A 21,715-nucleotide genomic window follows, 5' to 3' on the forward strand; every position below is an offset into this window, starting at 1 on the left:
GTGTAGGTTCTCTATTAAGTCTGAAACCTTAATTTTCAATAGGCGTAAATTTTCATTAATTTTAAGTCCTGTTATCTTTTCTCTATCGCTAGAAGTGTATTCACCGATTATTTCATTGAAATATCTATTTTTTAGGTTTTCTAGTATTTTTGATTCCTCTTGATAGCACAAGAATTTATAATTATGTTTTGTGTTTAGAAAGTTTCTCACAACATCAAATGGTTGCATTCCATTTCCAAAAAGGCTTAACACTAAAACCTGCTTTGTCGTTGTGAAATTATTCTGTGTTTTAAAAAATTCTTGTAATGAAAGCAATTTTGATTTTGATTTAAATTCATTCTTCCAATTGGGAAGTAACGGTTCAGGAATTATAATTATATCAAAATCTACTTTGTCAAGTAGTCGAAATTTATCGTTTTTGAAGGTGCCGAAAATCCCGTCTATTAATAGTTCAACATTTGTTATTTCTTGGGCAGGATCAATGTTTTGGTTATACAAGTTTTCAATTATACACTCTCTGCTAACCTTGTGCATCAAATGTTGAACGTAATCTAATTGGTTGGTATTTCGACTGTTTGATTCTTTGGATAAAACTAACGGATACAGAAATTTTCTTAACGTTTTTATATTGTTGAGATTGATTGAATATGTAGTTTCTAGGCTATATAGAAAATCTATAAAAGAGTTTATTGCCACTTCAAATTTAGAATCTTGAATTTGAAGGGATTCAATTCTACCAATATTCAAATTTTCAAGTAAAGCAAACTCTTCATAAGTCCATTTCCATTTTAAAAACTGCGAATTATTATCTTCAAAACCTTCATTACCAAGAATTACACAATTTGGAATATCTCCTTCTCTCAAATAACGTTTGATTTTTGTTAAGTCGTTGTCCTTGTATTTATTTTTTCCTATTACAATTAAGCTTTCAATTTTTATTCCTTTTTCCAAAATATATTCTTCCAATGTTTCAAAATCAGGTACACAAAGAATCATTGGTTCAATCGGTATGTGATTCCAAGATTGTGTGCCATTTTTAGAAATCCATCTTATGGGAATTGCTTTCAGAATGTCAATATTGGTGTATGTTTGATTTTTAATTTCATCATCAAATTCTTTTTTTTCTAGAATTATGGCAGATTTATAGTTGAATTTTGATGGAAACGATTCGACTTTAAAAAGCAATGAATAGAGTTCTTTATATGCAGTAAATTTTGTCTTTACTTTTCTATTGCTCAAGTCAGCATTTGTAATAATCCAATTCTTTTTAATTTGTTTTGTAGTTAATGTTCGCAAAGAACCATCACTAGGAACTGCCACGATAAAGTTATCATCTTCTTTTCTAATAATTTTTCCTCTTGTCCCATTGTAACCCTGAATAACATCCCCAATATTATATTCTGTTTTATCGTCACAGTAGTTTTTGAAGAATAATGATATTGCAGCAGCGAGAATAGTAGGGAACTGAGATATTGAAGGTAACTCCTTATCGAAAGACTCAATAAAAAGATTTTTATTTGTATTTAGTACTTTGTCAATCAAATAAAAATTGATTGATTGGAAATGCGAAATATTAAAGGATTCGATATTGTATTCAGCTTTTAGAAAGCCATTAGCTTTCTCTGAAAGCTCCCAAACATACTTTTCAATTTCTTTCATAGAACTGTCATTAGTGCGTAGGCAAAAAAGTGGCTCTTTTGGCTTTGCGAAGGGTCGGCTTTGTGTTTTGGGACAAAGCCAAATGTGCCACTTGCGGGCTGGCTTAAAATTGTTTTTAAAAAATGCGGGTGGGAAAAAAATAAAAAGCATAGGGTCGGCAATGAGTGTCGGCTTACTCGTTGTCCGTTTGTAATATCGTTTCTATGTCTTTGGTTACCTGTCAAAATGGTTTACTTTTTTTTGTTTCTGTAACTCGTTTGTTTGTCGTGTTGTTGTCTTAATACACTTGCTGCCAACGTTTTGGCGCTTGGCGCAGTGGCGGATCAATACACCACAAAAGTTGATGCGAGGCAGAATGTTCAATTAACCACTTCACCCGCCATTGAGCCAAACGCCTGTTGAACAAAAGCTTCGCTAGCTTTGCCATTCCATTTCCTTCCCTAAGATAGCTGATTTTTCGTATACATCAGTATACCCAGATTCACTTATCATGACTTTCAAAAAAGAAAATTACACGACTACCGTACCAAAAGCTAAGGTCGTCGTGCCGGGATTCAAACAGGCATTCTCCCAGTTCGAAGAACGAATGGTTCTCGACCAATGCTCCAAAAGCATGGCCAGCAACTACGGACGGAACATCGCCCATATGGCACTTCACTTCGGTAAACTACCACATGAAGTACCCATCGATCAGGTCAACTCATACCTCTATCGCCTTACCGTCTATGATAACCTCTCCATCAGCTTCTTCAAACAGACCGTCTTTGGCCTGAGATACTGGTACAGACTCTTCGGTCTCAACGATCAGGCACTTCATATGCCCTCCATCAAACATACCCAAACGCTCCCAACAGTCCTCTCCAAACAGGAATGCAAGGACATCTTTGCTGCCCCAAGACTCCTCAAACACCGCTTCCTCCTCGCCTTTGCTTATGCAGCCGGGCTTCGGATGAATGAACTATCCCTTCTCACTCCCTGCCTGCTGGCCAAAAAGAAAGGAAACGAAACCAAACGAACATCAAAAAGAAAGGAAACGAAACCAAACGATCACGAAACCCCGAAAAAAGAAAGGAAACGAACATGAAAAGGAAAGCAAACGATCATGCGCCTCCTAAAGGTGTGTCCATACAAAGGGCACTTGCATGCTCCTGAAAAGTCGGTCCAACTGAAGCTTTCGTCAAAGCGGAAGAATTAAATAGGATGGGGAAAGACTGGGTTTTCCCCATCTTTTTAGCTATCTCCTGAATCAGCGATTATCTTGTGCCTAAGACCATTTATCTTTAACTTAGTTTTTCCGCGAGCCTAATTCGCCTTCCAGAAGTAGGGCGTGAAGAGCACCAAAATAGTAAAGAGCTCCAGACGTCCTAACAGCATCAAGAAGGCCAAGAAGATTTTGGCTGCAGGATTGAAGAAATTCCAACTGTCCTCTGGACCTACACCGCCGATAGCAGGACCTACATTTCCTAACGATGTCGCTACCGCCCCGAAAGAGGTAATGATATCGTAGCCCATAAAGCTCAAGAAGATGGAACCAAATACGAAAACCATCAGGTAAATAAGTAAAAAATTCATGATCGAGGTAATGATCTTACCAGTCACCCGATCTCCATTGATTTTTAAGGGAACGATGGCACGTGGATGAATGATGCGCTTAAACTCCAAATAACTGTTCTTAAAGAATGTCAAATGACGCACGAACTTGATTCCCCCAGAGGTGCTGCCCGCTGAAGCTCCAAAGAACAGGAACATAAAAAAGATAAGCGTGATCCCCTCATGATAGGCGGTATAATCGTCCAATACAAAACCCGTCGTGGTGATCATGGAAATGATCTGGAAAGCGGTCTTGCGAAAGGCCTCTTCTACTCCACTGTCGCCCAAAAAATAAATGGGCACACTGATCGCGACGATTAAAAAGGCGACCACTACCGCATAGGCCTTGAACTCATCAGAGCGTAAAGCGGCCTTCACACGTCCGGTAAGGAAAAAGTAAATGACAGTGAAGTTGGTGCCCGCGATAAACATAAAGATGATGGCGATGTACTGAAGTGCAGGGCTAGTAAAGAATGCAAAACTATCATTTTTGGTCGAAAATCCCCCTGTTGCCATAGTCGTCAGCGCATGGTTGACGGCATCGAATAAATTCATACCAAACAGATAATACAAAACAGCAACTAACACCGTCAGCCCAACATACAACAACCATAAACGACGTGCCGTTTCGCGTATGCGGGGGTGCAGCTTGTCATTCGTCGGACCCGAGGCCTCGGCTACGAATAGCTCGATGCCGCCAATCCCCAAAAGCGGGAAAATGGCGACGGTGAGGACGATAATCCCTAAGCCGCCAATCCACTGCGTCATGCTGCGCCAGAATAGCAGCCCCTGTGGTAGGGCTTCGATATCTGTAAGAATGGTGGCTCCCGTCGTGGTAAGTCCCGAAATGGTCTCAAAAAGGGCATCGGGCACTTTGGGGATAGCACCACTGATGATGTAGGGCATCATGCCGAAAATGGCCATAACTACCCAGGTCAGCGCTACGATCAAGTAGCCCTCTCGCTTGCGAATGCCATCTTTATCTTCCTTAAAAGCAAAGAAAAAGGCCAGCCCTGAAAGAATGCTGATGGCAGAGGATCCGAGCAGCGCCAGCAAGTCACTACTGCCGTAATAATAACTGAAGGCGGCTCCAGGGAGCATAAGCACCCCCACCAGGAGCATTAAGATACCCATCACCCGGGCGATCGCTTTTCCGTGGATCATGGCTAGTTGAATATTTTTTCTAATGCGCTTTTGGCCGCAGGCAAAGCAAAAACAATGACCTTATCTTCCGCCTCGCAGCGGAACTCCCCATCCGGAATGAAGACCTGCTCGCCCCGAATGATGCCCGCGATAATGGCGGAATCCGGAAAGTTTAAGGCCTTCAGTGGTTTTCGGGTCATGCGCCCTCCCTTCGAAATGGAATACTGCACAAATTCCGCATCCACTCCATAAATGCCCGATACCGCCTCAACACTGCCTTTCCGAAGGAAGCGTGTAATTTGATTCGCTGCCACCAGTTTTTTATTAATCAAAGAATCCACCCCGATACTGTGTGATATATGGATATACTCCCGCGTATCCACATGGGCGATGGCCTTGTAGACCTTGTGATTTTTCGCACTTAAACTCGTAATGATATTGGTTTCCGAGCTTTCTGTCAGCGCGATAAAGGCCTGCATCTGCTCCAAGCCTTCCTCTAAAAGCAACTCTATATTCCGGTAGTCACCATGAATGACCAGGGTGTCGTTCAGCTGCTCGGCAAGCCACTTACAGCGCTCCTTTTCCTTATGAACTAGGGTAACATTATACTCTTTTTCCAATTTCAGGGCCGTGGTATAGGCCATGTCATCTCCTCCGATAATCATGATATTGGAAATATCCACCTTCTTTTGACCCAAAAGCTCCAAAATAGAGGCGTTGGCCTGCTTGGAGGAGATAAAAAAGATATGGTCGTTATTGCGAATGTAGGTGCTGCCACGTGGAATGATCGTCCGCTGATCCCGTACGATAGCGATGATGCGGATGTCCTTGAAAATAGGCTCATTGCCCATGTCCGCGATGCGGCGGTTGACCAACTTACTGTATTGGTCTAGGGTAATGCCGACGATGTTAAACTTGCCCTCCTCGAATTCGAACACCTCGGTAAAGGTGGCATTTTCTATCATGCGCACGATTTCCTCTGAACAAAGCATGGTGGGGCTAATCAATTTATCCACGCCCAGATTCGCGAATATCCCTTGGTTTTTTTCTTCCAGATAATCATGAATGCGTACCCGAGAAATCACATTTTTTGCCCCCAACTGCTTGGCCAGCATCGTGGAAAGCATATTGGTTTTTTCAGAGGTGGTTACTGCCATAAACAGATCTGCCTCCTGAACGGCGGCGCGCCGCAAAATCGCGATCGAGGTAGCATCACCCAAAACGGTTAAAATATCCAAGTGCGTACCCACATAATCTAAGGTATCCTTATTTTCATCGATAATGGTGATGTCGTTTGCGTCCTCGGCCGCAAGTTGCTGCGCCAAGTGGTAGCCCATGTCGCCGGCGCCGGCTATAACAATTTTCATCTAGTAGCTCCCTAAGGGAATTTGAATGGCACAAAATTACTGGCTTTTACCCGAATCACAATATCTTTCGATATATTCCGCAGCTTTATGGTACTCGAGATCCAGTGCTTCCTGCCAGTCCGCACAGGCTTGTCCTGCATTTTTTAGGTAATGGTGACAGATGCCGCGATTTGCGAAAATGCCTGCATCCACCGGATTTAAACGCGCCGCTTCGTCATAGGCCTCCACCGCCAGCGCATACTGTCGCATCTTCAGCAGGCAGTTGCCCCGGTTAAAATGATAGTTCCAAATCAAGTAAAAATCCTCTCCATTCACCTTACTCCAGTGAATGGCCTCATCGAATCGCGCCAGCGCCTCCGGAAATCGCCCCATCCAGTAGAGCCCATTTGCCATGTAAAAGATCAATTCATCATCTTCGCGAAAAATTTCACGCGTCGCTTTCTCCAGCGTCGTGATAAGCTCGGGCCAAGCTTCCTCTAAATGACTGGCCGCAGAATAATAGGTTTGGTAGGCAGGGTGGAAATAGGGATCGTCCTGCAAGGCCCGCTGCACGATTTCTAAGGCTTTTTCGTAGCGCTGATCCACGACCAACTGCTGAGCCACCTCGATCATCACGATGGAGTTTTCGCGCACCTCCATGTCGATTTCCACGAGCGGTTCGGGTTCTTGCCAGACTTGGGCACGTAGGGGCGCTGCCCCAAGGACCAAAAACAGCCCCAGGAGTACACCTAATGGCTTTTGTATCTGCCTGCGATTAAGGCAATAGCTTATCATCATGATGCTGCTCATCTTCTAAAAGTGATACATCCCGTAATTTACGTTCTATCGCGCGGGTGCGGGTCCCCACCAGTTGGTCTAAATCCTGATTGGCATCCTGCAGCTTCTTCTGCGCCTTAGCGATCAGTCCGCCGAACTTGGAGAACTCTGCCTTCACCCCTGCCAAGACCTGCCATACCTCACTGCTACGCTGCTGGATCGCTAAGTTTTAAAACCCATCTGCAGGCTATTCAAGAAAGCCGCTAAGGTCGTCGGGCCCGTCAGCACCACTCGGTACTGCTGCTGTAACTCCTGTATGAAGCCCGGCTCCCGCGCTAACTCGGCATACAAGCCCTCAGTAGGCAAAAACAGCAGCGCAAAATCAGTTGTAAACGGTGGCATAAGATACTGCTTTTCGATCGTAGCCGCAAATGTTTTAACGGTCCGAATAAGAACAGCACGCGCCTGTTGAACGCGAGTCAAGTCATCGCCTTCATAGGCCTGGAGCAAGCGCTCATAGCTCTCCTGTGGAAACTTGGCATCGATCGGCAGGTAGAGTGGACGATCAGCTGAGACTCCAGGCATTTTGATCGCAAATTCCACGCGCACATTACGGCCTGGAATCACCGCTACATTTAAGGCATACTGATCAGGGGCTAAAAGTTGCTCCAAAAGGGCCTGCAGCTGGTACTCCCCTAGCACCCCGCGGGTTTTCACATTGCTGAGCACCTTTTTCAGGTCACCTACCCCCGTAGCCAAATGCTGCATCTCTCCTAGCCCTTTTTGTACCGCCTGCAGCTGTTCGCTTACCAGCGCAAAGGACTGTCCCAGACGTGCTTCCAAGGTTTTTTGCAATTTTTCATCCACGGTTTCGCGCATGCGCTCCAGCTGCTTTTCCGTTTGCGCCATCAGGCGCTCCTGCCGAAAGAGGAGCTCCTGAAATTTCTCCTTTTGAAGCTGATTAAAGCGCTCTACGTTCAGCTCGAATACCCGCCCAAAATCCGCCAAGGCCTCCCGCTGCTCACGACTTTGCTGCTGCATGGCCTGAACGAAGGTCAAAAATTGGCGCTGGGTGGTGGCCTGTAGCTCTTGGCGCTCCTGCTGTTGCTCTTGGCGGATGGTCTGCAGGAGCCGTTCCTGCGCGGCGGCCTGATCACGGAAGAGCCCGGCACGGAGCAAAACCAGCAGCAGGAGCACCTGCAGCCCTAAAACCAGAAAAATGAGAATCGAAAGCATTTTTTTTCTTTGCAAGAAATGGCTTTCTTGCTGGATAAACAAGATCCCATCTGCTTAAAGCCTGACAATGCCTGACACTTTCTTCCCTTTACGCTTCGGCCCTGTGGCGAGCTACTGTTACTGGCTCGCCTTTCTGTTCCTTTTGCCTGCGGCCAAAAATCCCTAGMCTTGAACCWGTCTCAGAAGCGCCGGAACTTAGCCGAGAGGAGGCCTCGCGCCTGATCGCCCTGCCCCTCCACTGTGCCGAGGTGGTGTATCCGAACAAGCTAAACCAAGTGCTGGCCGATAGCAGTTACCTGCTACCTCCAGAAGTGCTCCATCCGGCCTTTTATGGGTGTTTTGACTGGCATTCAAGTGTGCATGGCCACTGGATGATGGTGGAGCTGCTTAAGCGATTTCCAGATTTGCCGGAGGCGGAGGAAGTGCGTGCGCTACTGGCCAGGCGCCTGCAGGCAGACCACATTGTAGCGGAGGTGGCCTATTTTCACATGCCAGAAAATGGCAGCTTCGAGCGGACGTACGGATGGGCTTGGCTCCTTAAACTGGCGGAGGCCCTGCAGACCTGGAAGATCCGATGGCGCAGGAACTGCAGGCCAACCTCGCCCCGCTTACGCAGCTGATCGTGGACAAGTATCGGGACTTCTTGCCGAAATTAGTCTATCCCGTACGCTCGGGAGAGCATCCGAATACGGCTTTTGGGCTTAGTCTGGCCTATGATTATGCCCGAACAGCCGGCGAAACAGCCCTCGCCTACGAAATCGAAAAGCATGCGAAACGCTTTTTCTATACCGATCAAGACTGCCCGCTGGCCTATGAACCCTCGGGCTACGACTTTCTTTCCCCTTGTTTTCAGACCCTGGACCTGATGCGAAAGGTGCTCGATCCTTCCGATTTTAACCGTTGGTCAAAATCCTTTTTGCCCGCCCTTTACTCCCCTGACTTTAGCCTAGAGGTGGCAGAGGTGAGTGACCGCGCAGATGGCAAACTGGTGCACCTCGATGGGCTAAATTTCAGTCGCGCCTGGTGCCTGTACGGTCTGGTAAAGGCCCAGCCGGAAGCCCTCGCCCACTTGCTGCCGATCGCGGACGCCCATGTGCGGCAGGCCCTTCCCGAGCTGGTGGACGAAAACTACGAAGGAACCCATTGGTTGGGCAGTTTTGCGCTCTACGCACTCCTAAACCGCCCCTAATATGGAGGCTGAACCCCAGAAAAAAGCTTGGAAAATCGGTCCTGGCGCATGGGTTGCGGCCGCCTTTATCGGGCCAGGCACGGTGACCGTCTGCAGCATGGCAGGCGTACAGGCCGGCTACTCTTTGCTCTGGGTGCTGGTGCTGGGCATCGGGATGACGTACAGTTTGCAGGATGCCGCCTTTCGCCTGAGCCTTCAGGATGCCCGACCGCTGGCGCAGCAGTTTCGGGAGAAGCTTTTGCCGGGCCCTTTGGGCAAAGCCTGATGCTGGTCCTGCTCATCACGGCGATCGGTGTGGGAAATACCGCCTATGAGGTGGGTAACCTTAGTGGAGCGGCGCTCGGGTTGGCGCTGGTGGCAGAGCAGCTGACCCCTCTTGCGAAAAATTGGCCGATAGGCGTTTTTCAGGGGCTTCTCGGGCTGACGGTGGCGCTGCTGTTAGTGCTGGGAAATATGCGGCAGCTGGAAAAACGCGTCTTGTTTTTGGTGGCACTCTTGGCCCTAGCCTTTATCGGAACCGCTGTGGCGCTGCAGCCTGCACCTGCGGCCTTAGCCCGAGGCCTGATTCCCCGTATCGAAAGTGATTCCTTCTTGGTTCTTTCCCTTTTAGGCACCACGGTAGTGCCTTATAACCTATTCCTGCACAGTGGCTTAGTGCGTGAACGCTATCCCGAGGGTGTGCAAGCCCGCTGGGTGCGCCGCGACCTCGCGCAGGCCCTCCTGCTGGGGGGATTGATTTCCATGGCCATCGTGATTACAGGAGCGGGCAGTGGTTTAGTCGGGCTGCGGCACTGGTCGGATTTGGCCGAAGGCCTGCGCCCCCTGCTGGGCACCTGGGCTCCCTTGGCGGTAGGTCTTGGGATTTTAGCGGCCGGCCTCAGTTCCGCCCTCACAGCCGCGTTTGCGGGCGCCTATGTAGTATGCAGCCTTTTACACTGGTCCACAGCACTGCGCGGACTGCCGATGCGGGGGCTTATGGCGCTGATCGTGGGCCTGGCCACCTGGATCGGGTGGATGGGCTGGGACCTATTCCAACTCATCGCGCTGGCGCAGTTTACGAATGCCCTTTTGCTGCCCTTACTGAGCTTTGGGCTCTGGCATCTTATCCGCCAAAGCCAGACGGCTGGGCCATTTTTTCGCTGGCTACTGCTTTTTTTCGCAAGCCTTAGCTTACTTTTATCTGGCAAAGGCCTGTGGACGCTTTGGCAGCAGCTTATGGGCTAAGCGCAGGTATTGACCGAGGGTCAAAACCGATTTCGAAAGACATGTCCCTGCAGGATTTCACCTGTTCGTAGCGCCCGTATGCAGCTGATCAGGAGTCCATCCGGCTCTACGATCACCTCTCGGTAGATCGTTTCGGGCAGTCCCCAGCTTCCTCCGATGTGGCCCGACCAGAGATGCGGGATACCGGCGCAGTAGACCTGTCCATTCATATCGTGGTCATGGCCATGTAGGACCGCCTTCACATTCGGGAAGCGCTGGAGGAGTGGCAGAAAATCCGGGCAGGAAATACTGTGGTAGCTTTGGCCCCCCTGGGCCAAATGGGTCACGACGAACACCGCCGAAAGAGACCGATAGGCCTCCAGACTCTCTGCTAAGAAAGCCCTATCCACGCAGCGGTAACTTCCCTGTTCATCGCTGCTATCCAGCAAGATAAAGCCTGTTTTCCCCTCTTGGAAGCGGTGGTTCAGGCCATGGCCAAAAATCCTTTTCCAGTCTTCTTCCGGGCAGTGGTCATGATTGCCACGGGTGGCAAAAAGCCGCACTTGCTGCTTGCGGAACAGCTCCGCCACTTCGGGCAGGCGCTCCGGGCAGTCGTGCACCAGGTCTCCATTATACACACAAAAGGCCATGCGTTCCTTTTCGCGCAGTAGGGCCTGTTCCAAGGTCTCCAGATGGTCGGGGTGCATGCTGTCTTTCTGGCCAAGATGGCCATCTGAGAGGCACATAAAGCGCAGGGCCTCCGCACTTCCAAGTTGGGGCTGGCCTTGATAGAAAAAAGGTTTGGGCTGTCTCATGGAGCGAAGGTACGGTAAAAGTCGCCCTCCGGGCAAAGGTTAGGTGTGTTTTTCTGCACTGGCCCGACCCGCTTTCCATCCCAGGTAATGGCCATAGACCAAAAAGGCAGAAGCACTCAGCGAGAGATAAAGTAGCGCCGGATATACCTCATGGAGTAAAATACTGGCGCCAAACACGCTCACAGCAGTCCAAAGCAAGATTTTTATCCTTTTGGAGGCCATTTTTTGACTCGACTCGTACACGGCCAAGAGTGCGATGGCGACGAAGAAATAGTCCAGCATATGCCAGAGCCTACCCCCTTTTCCATGACTATGGCGGTGGTCAGCTGGGCTTCCCGCTTGGGTATGCGGGTGGTCGACATGGTTTTCCGCCATGATTTTTTGATATTTTAATCCGTAGTGGCGAATCGTTCCTTCGGTGGAGAGACTGGGATCCTGCTCGGATATAGCTGCCTTCGGAGCGCTGAAGGTGAGGCCTTCAGTGGATTTTAACCAGTAGCCGGTAGACCATACTACAGGAACAAGCAAGCAGTGCAGCATGCAAAGAACAGAGGCAGAGAGGCCGATAAGGTCAGCGAGGCGGCGGAGGCGGCGCTTTATTAAATGCAACATTGTTGCAAATATAAAGATTTTAGCGGTTCAACCATACGCTTATGTCCCTTTTCTTTTTCAGAACGCCGGCAGCGTGAGCTTAAGTCCCGAATAAGTTTCCCGAATAAGTTTACTTTGGCCGGTAGGCCAAAAGGATAGAGCAGAAAAGGAAAGGCCGTAGAATGTGATGAGCGCACGAAGGGAAAAGAATATTTTGTTACCTTTGTGTAAACGAGTTTTCGAGCTATAAACCCAAATCATAGACGTTATGGAACAGGATTTCCTCCCCATTAATGGGACCGATTACGTGGAATTTTATGTGGGCAATGCCAAGCAGTCTGCCCTTTACTATCAATATGCCTTCGGCTATGAGCTGATCGCATACGCGGGACCGGAAACGGGCGTAAAAGACCGCGCCTCTTATGTGCTCAAGCAAGATAAAATTCGCCTCGTCCTCACGACGGCGCTACAGGCGGAACATCCCATCGCCGAACATGTGAAAACACACGGAGATGGTGTGAAAGTACTGGCGCTGTGGGTAGATGATGCACGCAAGTCTTTCGAAGAGACGACCAAGCGGGGAGCGAAAGCCTATCAGGAACCAACAGTCCTGCAGGATGAACATGGTGAGGTAGTCATTTCGGGTATCCATACCTATGGGGAGACGGTGCACCTTTTCGTGGAGCGGTCCAACTATTCAGGCATCTTTCTGCCAGGCTATGTGCCGCGACAGTCTACTTATAAACCTGAGCCGATTGGCTTAAAATACATCGACCACTGTGTCGGAAATGTAGGCTGGGGTGAAATGAATACCTGGGTGGAGTTTTATGAGAAAGTGATGGGCTTCAACTTGCTGATCACCTTCGATGATAAGGACATTTCTACAGATTACACGGCGCTGATGTCTAAAGTAGTCTCGAATGGCAATGGATTTATCAAGTTTCCGATCAATGAGCCTGCCGAGGGCAAGAAAAAGTCCCAGATCGAGGAGTATATCGACTTCTATCAGGGTGCAGGCGTACAGCATTTGGCCATCGCCACGGATGATATCATCCATACCGTTTCTGAGCTGCGCCGCAGAGGGGTAGAATTCCTAGAGGTGCCGAATACCTATTACGATGACTTGCTCGACCGCGTGGGCAGCATCGACGAAGACCTGCAGCCACTGAAGGACCTGAACATACTCGTGGATCGCGATGATGAAGGATACTTGCTGCAGATTTTCACCAAGCCGGTGCAGGATCGACCGACGGTTTTTTATGAAATCATCCAGCGAAAAGGGGCGAAATCCTTCGGCAAAGGGAATTTTAAGGCCCTCTTCGAAGCGATCGAACGTGAGCAGGAGTTGCGCGGCAATCTCTAAGCTACTTTTCAGGAAAATACAGCAGTGCCCGGTGAAAAATCGGGCATTGTTGTTTCTTTTTCAGGGTATTTCTTTAATTTTAACCAGACAACAAAACTTTTTACAAACCTATGACCAATATAGATCCGATGATTCGTGCGAAGGCCGAAGGTTGGTTGGCCAGTGCCATCGACCCTGCCAGCAAAGAAGAGATTAAAGCCCTTTTAGCGGCTGAAGACAGCAGCGCCTGGTGGATGCCTTTTATAAAGACTTAGAATTCGGCACAGGTGGTCTGCGCGGCATTATGGGCGTGGGCTCGAACCGCATGAATGTCTATACCATCGGCATGGCGACACAGGGCTTGGCGAATTACCTAAACGCCACCTATCCCGGTCAGGAGATAGCGGTGGCCCTCACCCACGATAGCCGCATCAACAATACCCTTTTTACCGAAACTACGGCCAACGTCTTTACGGCGAATGGCATTAAGGTGTACTATTTTAAAGAAAGCCGCCCTACCCCGATGCTGTCCTTTGCCATCCGGCACTTCGGCTGCAAGAGTGGTGTGATGGTGACGGCTTCCCATAACCCGAAAGAATATAATGGCTACAAAGCCTACTGGGAAGATGGTGGGCAGGTCGTGGCGCCCCATGATAAAAATATCATCGCAGAGGTGCAGAAGATCGCGAGCATCGACGAAGTCAAGTGGGAAGGAAATCCCGCCCTGTTCACCTATATCGATGCAGATTTCGACCTGATTTACTTGAACGAGGTGAAGAAGCTGTGCCTGTCTCCGCTGGCCATCACGGCTCAGAAGGACATGCCGATTGTTTTTTCTCCGATCCATGGGGTCACGGGCAAGATGGTGCCGGCAGCCCTACGCATCTTTGGTTTTGAAAATATCCATGTGGTGCCCGAGCAGGAGGCGCCCGATGGGACCTTCCCGACCGTGGTGTATCCGAACCCAGAAGAGGCGGAAGCGCTGACGATGGCTTTGGCCCTGGCCAAAGAAAAGCAGGCCAAGCTGGTCCTCGCTTGTGACCCGGATGGCGACCGTTACGCCGCCTGTGTGCCAGATGAAAAGGGTGATTTCGAGCTACTGAATGGAAACCAAACCGGCACACTCCTCACCTACTACCTACTCACGAAGTATCAGGAGCAGGGGAAGTTGACCGGTGATCAATTTATGGTAAATACCATCGTGACCACCGAGCTGATCGATCGCATTTGTGCAGGTTTCGAGGTGCCTTGTTACCGGGTTTTGACCGGTTTTAAAAATATTGCGAATGTGATTTTAGCCCAGGAGGGCAAAAAACAATTTATCGGTGGCGGTGAAGAGAGTTATGGCTTCCTCGTGGGAGATTTCGTTCGGGATAAGGACGGAGTGTCTGCTTGTAGCTTGACAGCCGAAATCGTGGCCTATTATGCTACTAAAGGCATGACGGTGCAGGATGCCCTTGCCGAAATTTACATGCGTTTTGGCTTCTATAAGGAGTCGCTGATCTCTGTGACGAAAAAGGGTAAAGATGGTGCTGAGCAGATTCAAGCACTCATGAAGCAGTACCGTACAGAGCTTCCGAAAGAAATTAATGGCATTCCTGTGGTGACTGTGGTGGATGTGTTGCAGGGTACGGTTACGGACGTGGCGAGCGGAAAAGTAACGCCACTCGATGTGGACTCCTCGAATGTGATGCAGTTTTACTTGGCCGATGGCAGTAAGATTTCTGCGCGTCCTTCAGGGACAGAGCCGAAAATCAAATACTACTTCTCCGTGCATGAGGCACTTCCGAATCGGGAAGCCTACCGCGCAGTGGAGGCACGCTTAGAAGAGCGCATCGCAGGCTTAAAAACGTATTTTAGTTAAGTTACCAATAGCCTAATGAAGCCATGCCGAATCAGAAAAGAACACTGATTTTGCATGGCTTTTTTGTTATTAAGGCAAAAATCGTTTATTTCGAATGTTCTATTACTTAGTTGAGTACCCCCTTATGAAGATTCGATTTATTTCCCAGTTGTTTGCTGTCTTCGTCGCGCTGTTCGTTATTTCCGGTTGTAGTTTGTTCCAAAGCGAGGAAGAAGGGCCCGCCTACATGTATCGGTTTACCATAGATGGAGAAGAGCGCGTTTTCCGCGCCAACAGAGACGGCAGCATTTTTATATTAGAACCTTCGAATACGGGAAATGACACGCGGGTTATGGTGATTTCCATGTTTAATGGCCGCCCGATAGAGGGAGATCGGCAGGGAAATCTAAAAGAAAGTATCGTGATTGTGGCCCGTTCGCTTGATCCCTTCGATGTACAGATCCCCTATCAGATGGGTGAACGTGTGCCCTTCGGCTCCGAAACCGTTAACCGTTTGAATGTCATTTATACTGATGCTGATGGCAAAGAATGGTTCGGTGGTCTCCTGAGAAGAGAGAATCCCACGGCGCAAGACGCCGGTAGTCTGATGCTTACCGGGTTTAATGCAGAAGGCATTACGGGTCGGTTCGAAGCCCTCGTTTTCGATGCGGAAGAAACAGACCGCCTCGTGGAAAGTGGCGGTGATCTCAGCACGCGCCCCTCCAAACAAATCACCAATGGCGAGTTTTTCCTTTTCAACGTACGGCAACAGCGGTAAAGGCCTAGGCTTTCCCGATGTGAATAAGTGCATCCCCTGCGTTGACGACAGGGTTATTGTTGAGACCCACCACAAAACCATTGGTGGATGCTTTCACAGGAACTTTGACCTGTCCGTAGGGATCGGAGATTTTGGCTAAAATTTGGCCTTTGCGCACCGCATCTCCCAGCGCCACAGTGGAGTTAAAAATGCCGGATACCTTCGCGCGCTGCCAGCTACTTTCTTTTAGCAGGAGCGTTTCTTTCGGGGCAGGGATTTGTAGTGTATCATCGATGATACCTCTCGCATGCAGGAGGCGCTTGCAGCCTGCCACTGCCTCTTCGATCGCGAATTCATCCATGCGTGAAGACTCTCCTCCTTCGTACACCAAAATGGATTTTTTCTGCTTATAAGCTTCCTTTCGGAAGGATTTATCGATGTGAGGGGAATTTAAAATGTAGTGCGTACCAAAAGCCTTGGCCAGTTCCATCCCCTTTTTATCGCGGTAGTCTACCCGTATCTGAGGATGATTAGACAGCATGCGCCCTCCCGTATGAAAGTCGATTCCAAAATCAATATTGGGAATGATTTCCGTGCTTAAAATATAGGCGATTTGAGAGGCTAGCGAGCCTTTTTTTAGAACCCGGAAAGCTTCTATTCAGGTCGCGTCCATCTGGAAAGCTACGGGAGTTACTCAGGAAGCCATAAATATTCACCAGCGGCATAAAAATCAGCGCCCCTCTTACTGGCTGCAAGTCATCTTCTTCTAATAAGCGCTTCACGGCCACCACGCCATTAATCTCATCCCCATGGACGCCGCCTGAAATCAGCACCGTCGGCCCATCTTCTTTTGCCCGCCGGATAAAAACCGGTAAATCGATCAAGGTATGGGTGGGCAGACGTGCGATCGCGATTTCAATATTGAGGGTTTGGCCCGGACGGATGCGGACACCGTTGATAACGATTTCTTTCATGACTCCAGCTTCTTTCGGAGCAAAATAGCATAAAGTTTTCGATTAATGGAAAATCTTCCGTAATTCGAACATCGAAAATACCTCCATGCAGACCGATATTTCCCTTAAAACGCTCACGACTTTTGGCATCGCACAGCAGGCACGTTACTACACTGCTGTCTCGAATCTCTCGGAACTACTTGAGGCCTTGGATTTTGCGCGGCAGCGCCAGATGCCCTACTTCCTTCTGGGGGGTGGCTCTAACATTTTGTTCACAAGGGATTTTCCGGGGCTAATCATCCACATGGCGATAGGTGGCATTCAGGCCCAACCAGAGGCCGAGGGCCAAGTGCTGGTGCGTGCAGGCGCGGGGGAAAATTGGCATCAGTTTGTCTGCTGGTGCTTAGAAAGGGGCTATTATGGTCTGGAAAATCTGAGCTTGATTCCAGGAACGGTGGGCGCATCTCCGATGCAAAATATCGGCGCTTACGGCGTGGAGGTAAAGGATCATTTTGCCTACCTGGAGGCCCTAGAAGTGCACACAGGCGAGGTCCACCGCTTCGATGCAGAAGCCTGTGCATTTGGCTATCGGGAAAGTGTATTTAAAAAAGCCTTAAAAGGACGCTATATCATTTTAGAGGTGGCCTTTCAGCTGCATACCCAACCCAAACTCCGGATGGACTACGGGGATATCGCCGCCACTGTGGAGCAACTGGCCGCTGGGGCTCCTCCGAGTCCTGAGCTGGTGGCGCAAGCTGTTATTCAGATCCGCCAGTCGAAGTTGCCGGACCCTGCGCAGATCGGAAATGCTGGAAGCTTTTTTAAAAACCCTATCGTGCCGGAGGAGCAGTACCACCGCCTGGCCCTTAGGCATCCGAACATGCCGCATTACCCTGCAGCCGGTGGCATTAAAATTCCCGCAGGCTGGCTCATCGAGCAGGCGGGTTTTAAAGGTTTGACCAAAGGTCAAGTAGGTGTGCATGCACGTCAGGCCCTCGTTTTAGTCAATTATGGCGATGCACGTGGGGAGGAGGTGCTCGCATTAAGTGAGGAAATCATGCAGGTGGTACAGGAGCGTTTTGGGATCCTACTCGAGCGCGAGGTGAATATTCTGTAGTCCCCGCCTGGCGGCAAAAAAGGGTGCCCACGCACAGGAGCCCTAGGACTCCTCCTTACACCAAAGGATCTTCCGTTTGGATGACTTTGCCGTAGGCTGTACCTCCACCCCGAATTTCTGCAAAAAGGCCACCCCTTCATCCTCCTTCAAGCCTTTATAAGCCGCGTACGAATACAGATACACCACTTTGCGGATACCCATGGAAAAAATGATCCGTGCACAGGCCAGGCAGGGAGCCAGCGTCACGTAAAGCGTGCTACCTTCCACCGATGAATTATTTTTCACCGCGTAGAGAATCGCATTTTGTTCTGCGTGGATAGCTAGCGTGCAGGAGCCCTTACTATCACGGGCGCAGCCGGTCTCAGGAAATTCCTCATCACAGTTGTGCGTACCCGCCGGGGGGCCATTATAGCCTACAGAGATGATGCGTGTGTCCTTCGTCAGCACCGCGCCCACATGTTTTTTAATGCAGTGAGAGCGCCGCGCAAGGTTGACTGCCAGCTCCATAAAAATATCATCAAAATCAGGTTTTGCCATGAGATCAAGCTTTGTAAGTTCAAAGAAAAACAATTCCCGCGGGAATAGGTAATGCGGAGAAGAAAAATGCCTGTGCTTTTGCTTCTACCGGAAAGCTACTTACTTTTATGGCGTGATATTTGAACATTCACCTCCCGCATGCAAACACGAATACTTCTCTTCATATTAGTTGCTATCTGTCTGTTTTTCAATGGTACTACCGTTCAGGCGCAGCGCTATGGCACCGGCGTAGGCTTGCGCTTGGGGAATAACGACATCAGCCGTACAGTAGGCATCACCGCACAGCAGCGCCTAATGCCCAGGCTGACAGTGGAAGGTATTATTCAATCTGATTTTAGTACCAATACCACCGCGCATGCACTGATTCGGCGCCACTCTCCTGTGATTTCCAAACGTTTTAATTATTACTACGGCGCTGGCCTATCTGCGGGCGTAGAAGAAAGTTTCGTTCGCAACCCAGACACGCGGGAAATCATTCAAACTTATGGGAACCGCACCACGGGGATGGATTTTATCGTCGGCGTGGAAATGACCTTGCTTAATGTAACCGTTTCAGTGGATTATAAGCCAATATCAACTTGGCCGGCCGGGAGGAGTTTTTCCGTGGGCAGGTGGGCATCTCCGCGCGCACGGTTTTAGTAAAAAGTAAAGAGCAGGATAAAAAGCGGCGGCAGAAGGCGCGCGCGAAGCGCAAAAAACAGCGGCAGTCCGGCAAGGTGCAGCCTAAAAATCAGCAGTCCCTTCCCGTGCATCAGCGCTTTTTAGAAAACTTTCGAAAAAGCCGCGGGGGCAAGTAGGATTTTTTTGGTGGAGCTGCTCCCATTAACCCCCGTATCGACCCTTCATAGAAAAGCAGGTGAAAATTCGGATTACTTATCGTTTTTTAGTTGAAAATTCGATGTAAATCCGTACTTCACTATGAGAAAAACAAGATTTTTAGGGCTCCTGCTGGCGTTTTGCTGCTTTACGGGGGCCTTTGCGCAGCAGCGCGGACAGCAGGGTCCTAGTATTTTAGATCAGCTGGAGGAAATCGCCATCGTAGACCAGAAGGTCATGATGCCGATGCGAGATGGCAAACGCCTCGCCACAGATATTTATCGCCCCAAAACAGATGAGCCCGTGCCCATCGTTTTTTCGCGAACACCCTATAATTTTAACTCTTACCGGGATGGTGAGTTGGTGACGCGTACCATGCAAACGGCCTATGAGTGGGTAAAAAAGGGCTATGCCTATGTGGTGCAAAATGAGCGTGGTCGCTTCTTTTCGGAGGGCGACTGGGACATTCTCGGGACGCCGCTCACGGATGGCTACGATGCCTTTACCTGGATGGCAGAGCAGCCTTGGTCTAACGGCAAGATCGGCACCATCGGTTGTTCCTCCACTGCGGAGTGGCAGATGGCGGTGGCGGCCATGAATCATCCCGCCCATGCGGCCATGGTTCCCCAGGCTTCGGTGCTGGCGTGGGACGCATAGGAGAATATTTCGAGCAGGGCAACTGGTACCGTGGAGGTGCGGGGCAAATGCTTTTTACGGCCTGGCTTTACGGCACCCAGCATGATCCTCTAGCGCCCCGTTTGCCGGAAGGCATCGCCCAAGAGGATGTACAGCGCCTGCAGCGGTTTTACGACATGGCACCCCGCTATCCGCGCATTGACTGGTCAGAAGGCCTGCGCCACCTGCCTGTTCAGGATATTCTTAAAAACGTACAGGGACCTCAGGGCATTTACGAGGAAATGATTACCCGCAAGCCAAATGACCCCAAGTGGTACGAGGGTGGCCTTTATCATGATGATATGGACTTCCACGTGCCGAGCTTTTGGTTCGTGAGCTGGTACGATGTAGCCAGCAGCCCGAATTTGGCACTCTTTAACCATGTGCGTGAAAATGCTAGCGATCCCGGTATCCGCGATAATCAGTATTTGGTCATCGCCCCTACGCTGCACTGTGCCTTCACACGTGCCACAGAAAATACAGTAGTCGGTGAGCGCTCTATGGGGGACGCCCGCTGGCAATACGATGAAATGATCACCGCTTGGTTTGACCTGTGGTTAAAGGGCGAGGAGAATGGGGTCAAGCAGGAGCTTTCCCGCGTCACCTACTATACGATGGGAGAAAATAAGTGGCAGACGGCGGACCAGTGGCCTCCTAAGGAGGCAAAGATGACGACCTATTATTTGAATAGCGGGGGTAAAGCCAATTCGCGTTTAGGGGATGGCACGCTTTCTACCCGTCGCCCGGGGGCCAAAGACAATCCAGACACCTTCCAGTATGATCCGATGGATCCTGTTACTTCCTATGGCGGAAATGTCTGCTGTACAGGTAATGCGGTACAAGGAGGCTCTTTCGATCAATCAGAAATGGAACTTCGAGAGGATATTTTAGTGTACACCAGTGCCCCTTTAAAGGCAGGTATCGAGGTGAGCGGCTTTATCGAAGCAGAGCTGTACCTAAGTTCTGACGCGAAGGACACAGACGTGACGATAAAGCTGATCGATGTGCATCCTGATGGTAAGGCCTACAACTTAGATGAGACGATTCAGCGGGTTCGCTACCGCGAGGGCTATGATAAAGAAGTCTTCATGCAGGAGGGCGAAGTGTATAAGATCAAGATGACGCCGATGTCTACTTCTAATTATTTCAAAGAGGGGCATCAGATCCGCATTGAGATTTCCAGCTCTAATTTCCCACGCTTCGATCGCAATATGAACACGGGAGGGAATAATTACGACGAAACAGAAGGCGTGGTGGCCACTAACTCCATCCACCATAGCAATAAATACCCTAGCAAAATTACGCTTCCGATCGTGGCGCGTTAATGCGGTAAGCACATAAAAAACCAAGGGGCTTTAACGAGTTCCTTGGTTTTTTTATGCCTGTTTCCCCCTGTCTATCCCTCCTGTTCGAAGGTGGAAAAAAACTGGCGCTCGTGAATGGCGCTATTTTTTACGATATCCCGATACCAGCGGCTTCTTAGCTGAAAGCGTTCTTCTTCACTCAGGTAAAAATCAGGCAATGCTGCCGGTTCCACTTGCGTCCGCAGCTGATGCAGTAAAATCGACGCCGCCACTGAAATATTAAACGATTCTGAGAACCCAAACATGGGAATGTGCACCAAGCCGTCCGCGGCTTCGATTAGCTCCTCACTCACCCCTGCATGTTCATTCCCGAATACCAGTGCCGTTTTCTTTTGGGGATCCAGCTGATGCGCAGCCATGCTCCCCTCCTTTGGGCTAGTGGCAAGCACGGTATAGCCCGCTGCCTTCAGGGTGTCCACACAATCCACTAATGCTGTCCCCCCACCATTTTGATAACGCCGAACATCCACCACTGTGCGGCGCCTCTGCTTACGTAAGGATTTACCTGATAGGCATGTTCTTTTTCGATCATGTGGATGTCCTGAATACCGAAACAGTCCGCCGTACGCAGTACAGCCGAGGCATTATGCGCCTTGTAAATATCCTCCAGCACCACGGTAAAATGCCGCGTCCGCTTGGCCAGCACTTGTTCCATCAGCGCCAGTTTATGCGGCGTAATAAAGCCCTTCAGATAATCCTGAAAGGCTTTTTCACGCTTTTTGCGATACTGTATAACGTCCTGCTCCTTCATCCTTTAACCTG

The 21,715-nt window shown here is 49.5% G+C and carries 20 protein-coding genes and 4 pseudogenes; 13 read left to right on the forward strand and 11 right to left on the reverse strand.

Translation table 11 applies throughout. The features are described from left to right. The coding region (locus tag A3SI_RS05075; RefSeq protein ID WP_040670218.1) for a hypothetical protein at positions 1-1,659 on the reverse strand (1,659 nt) is incomplete at its 3' end. A 490-nt stretch (positions 1,660-2,149) separates the two neighbouring features. Here A3SI_RS05075 and A3SI_RS17160 point away from each other — a divergent pair. Beyond that, positions 2,150-2,743, forward strand: coding sequence for a site-specific integrase (locus tag A3SI_RS17160; protein WP_009054067.1), 594 nt, complete (start codon positions 2,150-2,152; stop codon positions 2,741-2,743). Positions 2,744-2,961: 218 nt separating this feature from the next. Here A3SI_RS17160 and A3SI_RS05085 read toward each other — a convergent pair whose 3' ends face one another. From A3SI_RS05085 to A3SI_RS05100, 4 genes and pseudogenes are all read right to left on the reverse strand, one after another. Continuing rightward, positions 2,962-4,413, reverse strand: a complete 1,452-nt coding sequence (locus tag A3SI_RS05085) for a TrkH family potassium uptake protein (RefSeq protein WP_009054068.1) — start codon at positions 4,411-4,413, stop codon at positions 2,962-2,964. 2 nt (positions 4,414-4,415) lie between these two features. Then, the gene (trkA, locus tag A3SI_RS05090; protein ID WP_009054069.1) at positions 4,416-5,759 is read right to left on the reverse strand and encodes a Trk system potassium transporter TrkA; all 1,344 of its coding nucleotides are present in this window, start codon (positions 5,757-5,759) and stop codon (positions 4,416-4,418) included. A 36-nt stretch (positions 5,760-5,795) separates the two neighbouring features. Beyond that, positions 5,796-6,536 (reverse strand): tetratricopeptide repeat protein, encoded by a 741-nt coding sequence (locus A3SI_RS05095; protein WP_162098419.1) that lies wholly within the window; start codon positions 6,534-6,536, stop codon positions 5,796-5,798. Continuing rightward, positions 6,514-7,751: pseudogene (locus tag A3SI_RS05100) on the reverse strand (DNA recombination protein RmuC). The gene A3SI_RS05095 and the pseudogene A3SI_RS05100 overlap by 23 nt, the downstream one beginning before the upstream one ends. A gap of 248 nt (positions 7,752-7,999) precedes the next feature. Between A3SI_RS05100 and A3SI_RS21505 the strand changes: the two are divergent. The 4 genes from A3SI_RS21505 to A3SI_RS05110 are packed head-to-tail and all read left to right on the forward strand — an operon-like array spanning position 8,000 to position 10,164. Further along, on the forward strand, positions 8,000-8,371 hold the full coding sequence (locus A3SI_RS21505; protein WP_262491757.1) for a DUF2891 domain-containing protein: 372 nt from the start codon (positions 8,000-8,002) through the stop codon (positions 8,369-8,371). Then, the gene (locus A3SI_RS18085) at positions 8,326-8,940 is read left to right on the forward strand and encodes a DUF2891 family protein (protein WP_050977396.1); all 615 of its coding nucleotides are present in this window, start codon (positions 8,326-8,328) and stop codon (positions 8,938-8,940) included. The genes A3SI_RS21505 and A3SI_RS18085 overlap by 46 nt, the downstream gene beginning before the upstream one ends. A gap of 1 nt (position 8,941) precedes the next feature. Continuing rightward, positions 8,942-9,205, forward strand: a complete 264-nt coding sequence (locus tag A3SI_RS21510; protein WP_009054074.1) for a divalent metal cation transporter — start codon at positions 8,942-8,944, stop codon at positions 9,203-9,205. After that, positions 9,205-10,164, forward strand: coding sequence for a divalent metal cation transporter (locus A3SI_RS05110; protein ID WP_009054076.1), 960 nt, complete (start codon positions 9,205-9,207; stop codon positions 10,162-10,164). Before A3SI_RS21510 ends, A3SI_RS05110 begins: the two co-directional genes overlap by 1 nt. Before the next feature lie 20 nt (positions 10,165-10,184). Here A3SI_RS05110 and A3SI_RS05115 read toward each other — a convergent pair whose 3' ends face one another. Together A3SI_RS05115 and A3SI_RS17180 are read right to left on the reverse strand one after the other, a co-directional pair. Continuing rightward, positions 10,185-10,958, reverse strand: coding sequence for a metallophosphoesterase family protein (locus A3SI_RS05115; RefSeq protein ID WP_050977399.1), 774 nt, complete (start codon positions 10,956-10,958; stop codon positions 10,185-10,187). Positions 10,959-10,997: 39 nt separating this feature from the next. Continuing rightward, positions 10,998-11,570, reverse strand: a complete 573-nt coding sequence (locus A3SI_RS17180; protein ID WP_009054079.1) for a MerC domain-containing protein — start codon at positions 11,568-11,570, stop codon at positions 10,998-11,000. 247 nt (positions 11,571-11,817) lie between these two features. On the opposite strand from A3SI_RS17180, the gene hppD reads away from it, so the two are divergent. From hppD to A3SI_RS05135, 3 genes and pseudogenes are all read left to right on the forward strand, one after another. Next, a complete protein-coding gene (gene hppD / locus A3SI_RS05125) occupies positions 11,818-12,912 on the forward strand; it encodes a 4-hydroxyphenylpyruvate dioxygenase (protein ID WP_009054081.1) in 1,095 nt (364 codons plus the stop codon). Positions 12,913-13,022: 110 nt separating this feature from the next. Further along, positions 13,023-14,755, forward strand: a pseudogene (locus tag A3SI_RS05130) (phospho-sugar mutase). A gap of 124 nt (positions 14,756-14,879) precedes the next feature. Continuing rightward, a complete protein-coding gene (locus A3SI_RS05135) occupies positions 14,880-15,512 on the forward strand; it encodes a hypothetical protein (protein WP_156810178.1) in 633 nt (210 codons plus the stop codon). Positions 15,513-15,516: 4 nt separating this feature from the next. Here the strand turns inward: A3SI_RS05135 and A3SI_RS05140 are convergent. Further along, positions 15,517-16,465 (reverse strand): annotated as a pseudogene (locus A3SI_RS05140) (succinylglutamate desuccinylase/aspartoacylase family protein). A gap of 70 nt (positions 16,466-16,535) precedes the next feature. On the opposite strand from A3SI_RS05140, the gene murB reads away from it, so the two are divergent. After that, positions 16,536-17,561: a UDP-N-acetylmuramate dehydrogenase gene (murB, locus tag A3SI_RS05145; protein ID WP_262491758.1), complete on the forward strand. Its 1,026-nt coding sequence runs from the start codon at positions 16,536-16,538 to the stop codon at positions 17,559-17,561. 55 nt (positions 17,562-17,616) lie between these two features. Here murB and A3SI_RS05150 read toward each other — a convergent pair. Then, positions 17,617-18,098, reverse strand: a pseudogene (locus A3SI_RS05150) (deoxycytidylate deaminase). A 138-nt stretch (positions 18,099-18,236) separates the two neighbouring features. On the opposite strand from A3SI_RS05150, the gene A3SI_RS05155 reads away from it, so the two are divergent. The 4 genes from A3SI_RS05155 (at position 18,237) to A3SI_RS05160 (ending at position 20,914) form a co-directional block, all read left to right on the forward strand. Next, a complete protein-coding gene (locus tag A3SI_RS05155; RefSeq protein WP_238531606.1) occupies positions 18,237-18,737 on the forward strand; it encodes a hypothetical protein in 501 nt (166 codons plus the stop codon). Next, the gene (locus A3SI_RS20250) at positions 18,710-18,895 is read left to right on the forward strand and encodes a hypothetical protein (RefSeq protein ID WP_238531607.1); all 186 of its coding nucleotides are present in this window, start codon (positions 18,710-18,712) and stop codon (positions 18,893-18,895) included. The genes A3SI_RS05155 and A3SI_RS20250 overlap by 28 nt, the downstream gene beginning before the upstream one ends. Positions 18,896-19,016: 121 nt before the next feature. After that, positions 19,017-19,571, forward strand: a complete 555-nt coding sequence (locus tag A3SI_RS22200; RefSeq protein WP_316929075.1) for a CocE/NonD family hydrolase — start codon at positions 19,017-19,019, stop codon at positions 19,569-19,571. Next, a complete protein-coding gene (locus A3SI_RS05160) occupies positions 19,559-20,914 on the forward strand; it encodes a CocE/NonD family hydrolase (protein ID WP_316929076.1) in 1,356 nt (451 codons plus the stop codon). Before A3SI_RS22200 ends, A3SI_RS05160 begins: the two co-directional genes overlap by 13 nt. Positions 20,915-20,985: 71 nt before the next feature. Here A3SI_RS05160 and A3SI_RS05165 read toward each other — a convergent pair whose 3' ends face one another. Next, positions 20,986-21,426: a TrmH family RNA methyltransferase gene (locus A3SI_RS05165; RefSeq protein WP_316929077.1), complete on the reverse strand. Its 441-nt coding sequence runs from the start codon at positions 21,424-21,426 to the stop codon at positions 20,986-20,988. Then, positions 21,381-21,704: a TrmH family RNA methyltransferase gene (locus tag A3SI_RS22205; RefSeq protein WP_009054099.1), complete on the reverse strand. Its 324-nt coding sequence runs from the start codon at positions 21,702-21,704 to the stop codon at positions 21,381-21,383. Before A3SI_RS22205 ends, A3SI_RS05165 begins: the two co-directional genes overlap by 46 nt. Positions 21,705-21,715: the final 11 nt, after the last annotated feature.

Source organism: Nitritalea halalkaliphila LW7, assembly GCF_000265075.1.
Taxonomy (GTDB): domain Bacteria; phylum Bacteroidota; class Bacteroidia; order Cytophagales; family Cyclobacteriaceae; genus Nitritalea; species Nitritalea halalkaliphila.

What these genes read in the sequence shown, in the direction of transcription:
- A3SI_RS21510 (WP_009054074.1), top strand. Translation starts at nt 8,942, where the DNA reads ATGGAGGCTGAACCCCAGAAAAAAGCTTGGAAAATCGGTCCTGGCGCA.
- A3SI_RS05110 (WP_009054076.1), top strand. Translation starts at nt 9,205, where the DNA reads ATGCTGGTCCTGCTCATCACGGCGATCGGTGTGGGAAATACCGCCTAT.
- A3SI_RS05085 (WP_009054068.1), bottom strand. Translation starts at nt 4,413, where the DNA reads ATGATCCACGGAAAAGCGATCGCCCGGGTGATGGGTATCTTAATGCTC.
- A3SI_RS05095 (WP_162098419.1), bottom strand. Translation starts at nt 6,536, where the DNA reads ATGATGATAAGCTATTGCCTTAATCGCAGGCAGATACAAAAGCCATTA.
- A3SI_RS22200 (WP_316929075.1), top strand. Translation starts at nt 19,017, where the DNA reads ATGAGAAAAACAAGATTTTTAGGGCTCCTGCTGGCGTTTTGCTGCTTT.
- A3SI_RS17180 (WP_009054079.1), bottom strand. Translation starts at nt 11,570, where the DNA reads ATGTTGCATTTAATAAAGCGCCGCCTCCGCCGCCTCGCTGACCTTATC.
- hppD (WP_009054081.1), top strand. Translation starts at nt 11,818, where the DNA reads ATGGAACAGGATTTCCTCCCCATTAATGGGACCGATTACGTGGAATTT.
- A3SI_RS05115 (WP_050977399.1), bottom strand. Translation starts at nt 10,958, where the DNA reads ATGAGACAGCCCAAACCTTTTTTCTATCAAGGCCAGCCCCAACTTGGA.
- trkA (WP_009054069.1), bottom strand. Translation starts at nt 5,759, where the DNA reads ATGAAAATTGTTATAGCCGGCGCCGGCGACATGGGCTACCACTTGGCG.
- A3SI_RS05135 (WP_156810178.1), top strand. Translation starts at nt 14,880, where the DNA reads ATGAAGATTCGATTTATTTCCCAGTTGTTTGCTGTCTTCGTCGCGCTG.
- A3SI_RS22205 (WP_009054099.1), bottom strand. Translation starts at nt 21,704, where the DNA reads ATGAAGGAGCAGGACGTTATACAGTATCGCAAAAAGCGTGAAAAAGCC.
- A3SI_RS17160 (WP_009054067.1), top strand. Translation starts at nt 2,150, where the DNA reads ATGACTTTCAAAAAAGAAAATTACACGACTACCGTACCAAAAGCTAAG.
- A3SI_RS18085 (WP_050977396.1), top strand. Translation starts at nt 8,326, where the DNA reads ATGGCGCAGGAACTGCAGGCCAACCTCGCCCCGCTTACGCAGCTGATC.
- A3SI_RS05155 (WP_238531606.1), top strand. Translation starts at nt 18,237, where the DNA reads ATGCAAACACGAATACTTCTCTTCATATTAGTTGCTATCTGTCTGTTT.